This is a genomic window from Nonomuraea maheshkhaliensis (assembly GCF_039529435.1).
In the GTDB taxonomy this organism is placed as follows: Bacteria; Actinomycetota; Actinomycetes; order Streptosporangiales; family Streptosporangiaceae; genus Nonomuraea; species Nonomuraea maheshkhaliensis.
In genome coordinates this window covers 1-10069 of the sequence record NZ_BAAAMU010000215.1, presented here as the reverse complement: position 1 = coordinate 10069, position 10069 = coordinate 1, and the positions used below count along the sequence as shown (strand labels likewise).

Below are 10069 nucleotides of genomic sequence, written 5' to 3'. Positions count from 1 at the left end.
GACGCACCGACGAAGCCCTCGACAACCTGGTGGGCTTCTTCATCAACACCCTCGTGCTCCGCACCGACCTGTCCGGCGACCCGAGCTTCCAGGACCTGCTCGCCCGCGTACGCCGGACGAGCCTCCAGGCCCTGGCCCACCAGGACGTGCCGTTCGAACGACTCGTGGAAGAGCTCGCCCCGGCCCGGTCCCGCGCCCGCCACCCCCTCGTCCAGGTGATGCTGACGCTGCAGAACACCGCCGAAGCCACCCTGGAACTGCCCGGCACCCGCACCGGCGAGCTGTCCGCCGGCGCGCCGGCCGCGAAGTTCGACCTGGACCTGCGCCTCGTCGAGACCTTCGGCCCCGAGGGCGCGCCCTCGGGCGTGCGCGGAACGCTGATCGGGGCCGCCGACCTGTTCGAGCCGGCCTCGGTCGCCCGCCTGGCGGCTCGCCTGATCGGCCTGCTGGACCTGCTCCTCGCCGACACCCGGGCCCGGCTCGCATCGGTCGACCTGCTCGAACCGGACGAACGCCACCGCCTGCTCACCGAGTGGAACACCGCCCCGGCCCCGGCGGAACCAGCCACGCTGCCCGAACTGTTCGAGGCGCAGGCCGCCCGCACCCCGGACGCGGTCGCCCTCGTGTCCGGCGGCGTCACGGTGACGTACGCGGAGCTCGACACGCGCGCCAACCGGCTGGCCAGGCGGCTGATCCGGCAGGGCGCCGGGCCGGAGTCGGTGATCGGCATCTGCCTGGAGCGCGGGATCGACCTGGTCGTGGCCGCGCTCGGCGTGCTCAAGTCAGGGGCCGGGTACCTGCCGATGGACCCGGCGTACCCGGCCGAGCGGATCGCGTACGCGCTGGCCGACGCCGGGGCCGCCTACGTCATCAGCACCGACGCCCTCGCCGACCGGCTCCCTGACGACGTGCCCCGCCTGCCCGTGACCGACCCCGCCGACTCCGGCGCGCCCGTCGCCGGGGAACGACGGACGCTCGCCCCTGACCATCCCGCGTACGTCATCTACACCTCCGGCTCGACCGGCCGCCCCAAGGGGGTGACGGTCACCCACGCCAACGTCACCGGCCTGTTCGCGCAGACCCGCCCGCTCTTCGGCTTCGGGCCCGGCGACGTGTGGAGCTGGTTCCACTCGGCCGCGTTCGACTTCTCGGTGTGGGAGCTGTGGGGCGCGCTCCTGCACGGCGGGCGGGTCGTGACGGTGCCGTACGCGGTGTCGCGGTCCCCGGAGAAGTTCCTCGCCCTCCTCGAACGCGAGCGTGTGACCGTGCTGAGTCAGACGCCGTCGGCGTTCTACCAGCTCATGGCCGTCGAGGAGCGCCGTCCGGAAGCGGTGGCCGCGCTGCGTGCGGTGGTGTTCGGCGGCGAGGCGCTGGACCCGGGCCGGCTGACCGGCTGGTGGGCACGCCACGGCACCGCCGATGGTCCGCGCCTGGTGAACATGTACGGCATCACCGAGACCACCGTCCACGTCACCTGCCACGAGCTCGGCCCGGACGACGGCGAGCGGGGCAGCGTGATCGGTCGCGGCCTCCCCGGGCTGAGCGTGTACGTCCTGGACGAACGGCTGCGCCCCGTGCCCCCGGGCACTGCCGGTGAGGTGTACGTGGCCGGCGGCCAGCTCGCCCGCGGCTACCTGGGACAGCCGGCGCTGACCGCGGGCCGGTTCGTGGCCTGCCCGTTCGGCGGGCCCGGCACGCGCATGTACCGGACCGGCGACCGCGCCCGCTGGACCGCCGACGGCCACCTCGTCTTCCTCGGCCGCGCCGACGACCAGGTGCAGCTCCGTGGTTTCCGCATCGAGCCCGACGAGGTACGGGCCGTGGTGGCGCGCTGCCCGCAGGTCGGGGAGGCGACGGTCGTCGCCCGCGAGGACACACCTGGCGATCTCCGCCTGGTGGCCTACGTCACGAGCGCCACTGCCGGCGGCGCATCCATCGGGGGCGCTGCTACCGGAGACGCGCAGTCGGCCTCCTCTGGCGACGGGCAGCCGGACTCTGCCGGAGACGCGCTGTCGGACACCGTCCGGCGGTTCGTGGCTGAGCGGTTGCCCGCGCACATGGTGCCCGCCGCGGTGGTCGTACTCGATGCGCTGCCGCTGACCGTCAACGGCAAGCTCGACCGCCGGGCGCTCCCCGCGCCCCAGTACACGTCCGGCGCGGGGCGGGCACCGGCCGATGTTCGGGAAGAGCGGTTGTGCGAGGCGTTCGCCCAAGTCCTCGGGCTGGAGAGGGTCGGCGTTGACGACGACTTCTTCGCGCTCGGCGGACACTCGCTGCTCGCCGTGCGGCTGATGAGCCGGATCAGGACCGTGCTGGGCGTGGAAGCCGACCTCGCGGCGCTGTTCGACGCCCCCACTCCGGCCGGCCTCGCCCGCCGCCTCCCCGACGAGACCGACGGGACGGACGAGAAGGACATGACCTTCGGGACCGGCCCGAACGGCGGGATCGACAGGACCGGAGCGGACAGCGGGGCCGAGAGGACCGGAGCAGGCGGCGGGGTCGGGACGGACGACGGCGGGCAGGTGGGTCGGCGGCCCCGCCCGGCGTTGCGGCCCATGAGCGCGGGGGAGGAGTCCTGATGATCCCGTTGTCGTTCGCGCAGCGCCGCCTGTGGTTCATCGGCCAGCTGGAAGGCCCGAGCGCCACCTACAACATCCCGATCATCCGCCCCCTGCCGGGCCGGACCGACCACGCCGCCCTCGAAGCCGCCCTTCTCGACGTGATCGGCCGGCACCAGGCGCTGCGCACAGTGGTCACGACCGTGGACGGCGAGCCGTACCAGCGGGTGATCCCGTCCGCCGAGCTGACCTGGACGCTGCCGGCCGTGGACGTGGGCGGGACGGACCTGGACGACGCGCTGGCCGCGGCCTCCGCCCACACCTTCGACCTGGCCCGCGAGATCCCGATCCGCGCCTGGCTCTTCCGCTGCGGCGACGACCGGCACGTGCTCGCCGTGGTGCTGCACCACATCGCCGGCGACGCCTGGTCGATGGGCCCGCTGACCAGGGACGTCTCGGTGGCCTACGCCGCCCGGTCCGCGGGCCGGGCGCCGGAGTGGCAGCCGCTGCCGGTCCAGTACGCCGACTACACGATGTGGCAGCGCGAACTGCTCGGCGACGAGACGGACCCCGACAGCGTCATGTCCCACCAGCTCGCCTACTGGCGCGAGACCCTGGCCGGCGCGCCGGTGGAACTGACGCTGCCCTTCGACCGCCCCCGCCCTCCGGTGGCCTCCTACCAGGGCGTCAGCGAACGCCTGGAGCTCCCCGCCGACGTCCACCGGCGGCTGGTCCAGGTGGCCAGGGCCGAGGGCGTGACCGTGTTCATGCTGCTGCAGGCCGCGCTGGCCGTCCTGCTGTCCCGGCTCGGCGCGGGCACCGACCTGCCGATCGGCACGGACGTCGCGGGCCGCACCGACGAAGCCCTGGACGACCTGGTCGGCTTCTTCGTCAACACCCTGGTCCTGCGCACGGACCTGTCGGGGGACCCCACGTTCACCGAGGTCCTGGCCCGGGTGCGGGCGACGGACCTGGCAGCGTTCAAGCACCAGGACGTGCCGTTCGAGAAGGTCGTCGAGATGCTGGCACCGGCGCGCTCGCTGTCCCGGCACCCGCTGTTCCAGGTGATGCTCACCGTGCAGAACGTCGCCAAAACCGTCACGAACGCACCTGCCACCCCGCACTCCGGCTCCTCGGATCCCGGCTCCCCGGATCCGGCCGCTCAGGATCCCGCCACCCAGGCCGCAGCCCCGGATCCGTCCGGCCGGTACGGCGCGGCGAAGGGCAGCGCGGCAAGCGGCGGTGCGGCGAAGGGCGACGCAGTGAGCGGCGGTGCGGCGAAGGGCGACGCAGTGAGCGGCCGTGAGGCGACAGGCGGGTCGCCCGGGTCGTCAGGGGCCCTGGGGGCGAAGTTCGATCTGGAGGTGTCATTCGGTGAGATGTTCGACGCCGCCGGCGCGCCCGCCGGGATGCATGGTGTCGTCACCGCCGCCGCCGACGTCTTCGACCGCGGCGGCGTCGCGGCGCTCGCCGCCCGGCTGACCAGGGTGCTGCACCAGGTGAGCGCCGACCCCGGTGTCCGGACGAGCGCGGTGGACGTGCTCGACCCCGTCGAACGGCGCCGCGTCCTCACGGAGTGGAACAAGGTCGCCTCGGCCGCCGTCCCCGTCCCCGACGACATGCGCCCCCTGGCCACCCGCGCGTACGTCCTGGACGAGCACCTCACCCCCACCCCGATCGGCGTGACCGGCGACCTGTACGTGGCCGCGTCCGGGCAGCGGCCGGAACGGTTCGTGGCCAACCCGTTCACCTCCGACGGGACCGTCCTCTACGTCACAGGCCACCGTGCCCGCTGGACGCCGGCCGGCGAGCTCGTCATCGTCTCCCGTACCAGCGACAAGCCGGCTCCCGACCGCCGGCTCGTCGCGTACGTGGTGCCGGCGCCGGGAGCCGTCGTCGACGTGGCCGAGCTGAGGGAGTTCGTCCGCCGGCACCTGCCCGAGTCGATGGTCCCCGCCGCGCTGGTGACCCTCGACGAGCTGCCGCTGACCCCGAACGGCAAGGTCGACACCAAGAGTCTGCCGATGCCGGACCTCACCGCGCTCGCCGCCACCGGACGCGGCCCCGCCGACCCGCGCGAGGAGCTGGTGTGCGCCGCGTTCGCCGACGTCCTCGGCCTGGCGAGCGTGGGTGCCGAGGACGACTTCTTCGCGCTCGGCGGCCACTCGCTGCTGGCCATCCGCCTGGCCGAACGGCTGCGCGCCCAGGGCATCGACGTCCCCGTACGCGCCCTCTTCGAGACCCCGACCCCCGCGGGCCTGGCCGCCACGACAGGCGCGGAACGGACTGCGGTGCCGCCCAACCTCATCCCGTCCGGCGCCACCGCGATCACCCCGGACATGCTGCCCCTGGTGGACCTGACCACCGACGAGATCGACCGGATCACGGCGACCGTCGAGGGCGGCGCGGCCGACATCGCCGACGTCTACCCGCTCGCGCCCCTCCAGGAGGGACTGCTCTTCCACCACCTGCTCGCCGAGGACGGCGGCAGGGACGCCTACGTGATGCCGACGGTGCTGGAGTTCGACTCCCGCGACCGGCTCGACGCCTTCCTCGACGCGTTGCAGCGCGTGGTGGACCGGCACGACATCTACCGCACCTCCATCGTCTGGGCCGGGCTGCGCGAACCGGTGCAGGTCGTCCGGCGGCACGCCACCGTCCCGGTCGAACGGGTGACCCTGCCGGACGGGCCGGGCGACCCGGCAGAACGGCTCGTGGCGCGGGCCGGACAGAGCATGGACCTCACCCGCGCCCCCATGATCACCGTGCACACCGCCCCCGCACCAGAGGGCCGATGGCTGGCGCTGGCCCGGGTGCACCACATGGTGCAGGACCACATGGCGCTGGAAGTGCTGCTCGCCGAGATCCTCGCGTTCCTGGCCGGACGTGGTGACGAGCTGCCCGAGCCCCGGCCGTTCCGCGACTTCGTGGCGCGGTCGCGCGACGCCGCGGACCGCGCGGCCCACGAACGCCACTTCGCCGGCCTGCTCGGCGACGTCACCGAGCCGACCGCGCCGTTCGGGCTGGTGGACGCGCGGGGCGACGGGAGCGACGTGGTACGCCGGGTCGTGGCGTTCCCCGACGAGGCACAGCGGCGGCTGCGCACGGTGGCCAGGCGGCTGGGGGTCAGCACCGCGACGCTCCTGCACGTGGCCTGGGCCCGGGTGGTGGCCGCGGTGTCGGGCCGTGACGACGTGGTCTTCGGCACCGTGCTGTTCGGCCGCATGCACGCCGGCACCGGCGCCGGCCAGGTCCCCGGTCCGTACATCAACACTCTGCCGGTACGGGTGCGCACCCACGAGCTGACCGTGCTCGCGGCCGTGTCGGAACTGCGTGGGCAGCTCGCCCGGCTGATGGAGCACGAGCACGCCCCTCTCGCGCTCGCCCAGCAGGTCAGCGGCGTCTCCGCGGACACCCCGCTGTTCACCTCGTTCCTCAACTACCGCCACAACACCGGCCGCGATGAAACCGGCAAGGGCGGCGACAGCGGGGACGGCGGTGGCGGGGGAGGGCTAGACGGCATTCGACTGCTGCTTGCTCGCGAGCGCACCAACTACCCGCTCGGGGTCGCGGTCGAGGACGACGGTGACGGGCTCGCGCTGACCGTGGACGCGGTGGCGCCCATCGACCCGGAGGCCGTCGGCCGGCTGCTGCGCACCGTCACGGAAAACCTCGCCGCCGCCCTGGAGGACGCGCTGAACGGCGGCCCCGACGTGCCCCTCGGTGGCATCGACGCCCTCGGCGAGGACGATATGCACCGCATCCTGCACGAATGGAACGACACCTCCGACACGCCCAGCATCCCCGGCACGGCTGGCTTGGTCGGCACGCCCGGCATGGCCCGCACCCCTGGCACGGCCGATACCCCCGACATGACTCTGCCGGAGCTGGTGGCGGCGCAGGCGGTCAGGACGCCTGCCCGGATCGCGGTCGTCTCCGACGGCATGGAGCTGACCTACGCCGAGCTGGACGCGCGCGCCGACCGGCTCGCCTGCGTGCTGCGCGAGCGGGGTGCCGGTCCGGAGTCGGTGGTCGCGGTCGCGATGGAACGGGACGCCGAGCTGGTCGTGGCCCTGCTGGCGGTGCTGAAGTCCGGGGCAGCGTATCTGCCGGTGGACGTCGAGTACCCGGCGGAGCGGATCGCCGCCATGCTGCGCGACGCCGCACCGGTCCTCGTCCTGGCTTCCCCCACGACCGCCCCCATCCTGCCCCAGTCGCCCGTCCCGACCCTCGTCGCAGGGGACCCACCCCACGTCACCGAGCCCGCCACTGCCATTCCTGCCCCTGCGATGGGTGGGCCGTTGCCGGAGCATCCGGCGTACGTCATCTACACCTCGGGCTCCACCGGCCGGCCCAAGGGGGTCGTGATCTCGCATCGGGCGCTCGTCAACCACCTGCGGGCCGCCGCCGAGCGGGTGCCGCTCGGTGTGAACGATCGGATGGTGGCGGTGACGACGGTGTCGTTCGACATCGCGGCGCTGGAGTTGTTCCTGCCGCTGGTGAGCGGGGCGCGGGTGGTGCTGGCGGCCAGGGAGACCGTACGGGAACCGGGTGCTCTGCTGGAGCTGGTCGGGGAGCGTGGCGCGACGGTGATGCAGGCGGTGCCGTCCCTGTGGCGGGCGCTGCTCGACGCCGGCGAGTGGCCGCGTGATGTGCGGATGCTGGTCGGCGGTGAGGCGTTGCCTGGCGAGCTGGCCGCACGTATCACCGGCATGAAGGCATGGGCGGCGAACCTGTACGGGCCCACCGAGGCGACGGTCTGGGCGACGTCCGCCCGGGTGACGGACGGGCCGGTGACGATCGGGCGGCCGTTCGCCAACACGCGCGCCTACGTGCTGGACCGGCAACTGCGCCCCGTCGCCGCCGGGGTCGCGGGGGAGCTCTACCTGGCGGGCGCCCAGCTCGCCCGCGGCTACCTGCGCCGCCCTGGCCTGACCGCGGAGCGGTTCGTGGCCGCCCCGTTCGGACCGGACGGCGACCGCATGTACCGGACGGGCGACCTGGCACGGTGGCGACCCGACGGCACGCTCGAATGTCTGGGCCGGACCGACGACCAGGTCAAGGTGCGCGGGTTCCGGATCGAGCTGGGAGAGATCGAGGCCGTGCTCGAACGGCACGAGCTGGTGGCGCGCGCGTCGGTGGCCGTACGCGACGACGCGGCCGGCGGTCCACACCTGGTCGGGTACGTCGTCCCGGCCCCTGGCCGGCAGCCGGACGGTGCGGACCTGCGCGAGCACGTCGCTCGCGAGCTGCCCGCGTACATGGTGCCCTCGATCATGGTGGTTCTCGACGCGCTGCCGCTGACCGCCAACGGGAAGGTGGACCGCAAGGCGCTGCCCGCCCCCGACCGCACGGCCGGCTCGCGCCGCCGCGCCCCCGCCACCCCGCGCGAGGAGCTGCTCTGCGGGATCTTCGCTCACGTGCTGGGGCTGCCCGACGTGGGGGTGGACGACGACTTCTTCGCCCTCGGCGGGCACTCGCTGCTCGCGGTGCGGCTGATCAGCCGGGTGCGGACGGTGCTCGGGGTCGAGGTGCCGCTGCGGCTGCTGTTCCAGGAGCCGACGGTGGCCGGGCTGGCGAGCCGGCTCGGCGACGCCGGTGCGGCCCGGCGCGGCGTACGGGCGGCGGAACGGCGGCCGGAACGGGTGCCGCTGTCGTTCGCGCAGCGGCGGGTGTGGTTCCTCGGGCAGTTGGAGGGGCCGAGTCCCACGTACAACATTCCCGCCGTGCTGCGGCTCGGCGGCGAGGTCGATGGCGTGGCGCTGGAGGCGGCGTTGCGGGATGTGATCGAGCGGCATGAGGTGTTGCGGACGGTCTTTCCCGAGGCGGAGGGGGAGCCGTACCAGCGGGTGGTGCCCTCGGCCGAGCTGGAGTGGGAGCTGGCGGCGGCCGAGGTGGCGCCCGAGGAGTTGGACGCGGCGGTCGGTGCGGCTGTGGGGTACGCGTTCGATCTGTCCGTCGAGGTGCCGGTGCGGGCGTGGTTGTTCTCGGTGGGGGCGGATGAGCACGTGCTGGTGGTGGTCGTGCATCACATCGCCGGTGACGGGTGGTCGCTGGGGCCGCTGGGGCGGGATGTCTCGGCGGCGTACGCGGCGCGCTGCGAGGGGCGGGCTCCTGGGTGGGAGCCGCTGCCGGTGCAGTACGCGGACTACGCGTTGTGGCAGCGGGAGCTGCTGGGGGACGAGCGGGATCCGGAGAGCGTGCTGTCCGGGCAGCTGGCCTACTGGCGGGAGGCGTTGGCGAGGGCGCCGGAGGAGCTGGCGTTGCCGGTGGACCGGCCGCGCCCGGCGGTGGCGTCCTACCGGGGGCACAGTGTGCCGGTCGAGGTCGCGGCTGACGTGCACGCGCGGCTGGTGGAGCTGGCGCGGGCCGAGGGCGTGACCACGTTCATGGTGGTGCAGGCCGCGCTGGCGGTGCTGCTGTCGCGGCTCGGCGCGGGCACCGACCTGCCGATCGGCGCCGCCCACGCGGGACGTGACGACGAGGCGTTGGAGGACCTGGTCGGGTTCTTCGTGAACACCCTGGTCTTGCGCACCGACCTGTCGCGGAATCCGACGTTCCGCGAGCTGCTTGGCCGGGTGCGGGAAACCGGGCTGGCGGCCTTCGAGCAGCACGACGTGCCGTTCGAGCGGCTGGTGGAGGAGCTGGCGCCGGCGCGGTCGATGGCCCGGCATCCGCTGTTCCAGGTGATGCTGACGGTGCAGAACACCGGCGCGGCGGCCCTGGACCTGCCCGGGGTGTCGGCCGCCGGGCAGCCCGTGGCGGCGGCCGCCAAGTTCGATCTGGAGCTGGGGCTGGCGGAGGCCGTGGACGCCTCCGGGGCGCCGGCCGGCGTGCGCGGGTCCTTGGTGGCGGCGGCGGACCTGTTCGAGCGGGAGTCGGTGGAGGCGCTGGCGGATCGGCTGGTTCGGGTGCTGGAGACGGTCACCGGGGATCCGGAGCTGCCGTTGAGCGGGGTGGACGTGCTCGACGAGGCCGGGCGGCGGCTGGTGGTGGAGGAGTGGAACGACACGGCTGCGGAGAGGCCGGCCGGCACGTTGGTGGAGCTGTTCGAGGCGCGGGTGGCCGCGGTTCCTGACGCGGTGGCGGTGGTGGGCGATGGGGTGGAGGTGTCGTTCGCGGAGTTGGATGTGCGGGCGAACCGGGTGGCTCGCTTGCTGGTGGGGCGTGGTGTGGGCGTGGAGTCGGTGGTGGGGGTGCGTTTGGAGCGTGGGGTTGATCTGGTCGTCGCGTTGCTAGGGGTGTTGAAGGCGGGGGCGGCTTATCTGCCGGTGGATCCGGATCATCCGGATGAACGGATGGCGTACCTGGTGGAGCAGGCCGGGGCGGAGTGTGTGATCACTTCGTCGGCTGTGGGGTTGCGTGGGGAGGTCGTGCTGGATCCGGCGGAGCTGGCGGCCCTGTCTGGTCAGGGGTTGACCGCCGTGGAGCGTGGCGGTGTGCTGACCGGCGCGAATGCGGCTTATGTGATGTTCACGTCGGGTTCGACGGGGCGGCCGAAGGGTGTGGTG

Annotated in this window: 2 protein-coding genes; both read left to right on the top strand. The window is 73.7% G+C overall.

The window, feature by feature from the left end; translation table 11 throughout:
- Positions 1 to 2579: non-ribosomal peptide synthetase (locus ABFX54_RS54600; protein ID WP_346115244.1), on the top strand; the 2579-nt coding region annotated here is incomplete at its 5' end.
- On the top strand, positions 2579 to 10069 hold a 7491-nt coding region (locus ABFX54_RS54595), incomplete at its 3' end, for an amino acid adenylation domain-containing protein (RefSeq protein WP_346115243.1). The genes ABFX54_RS54600 and ABFX54_RS54595, both read left to right, overlap by 1 nt.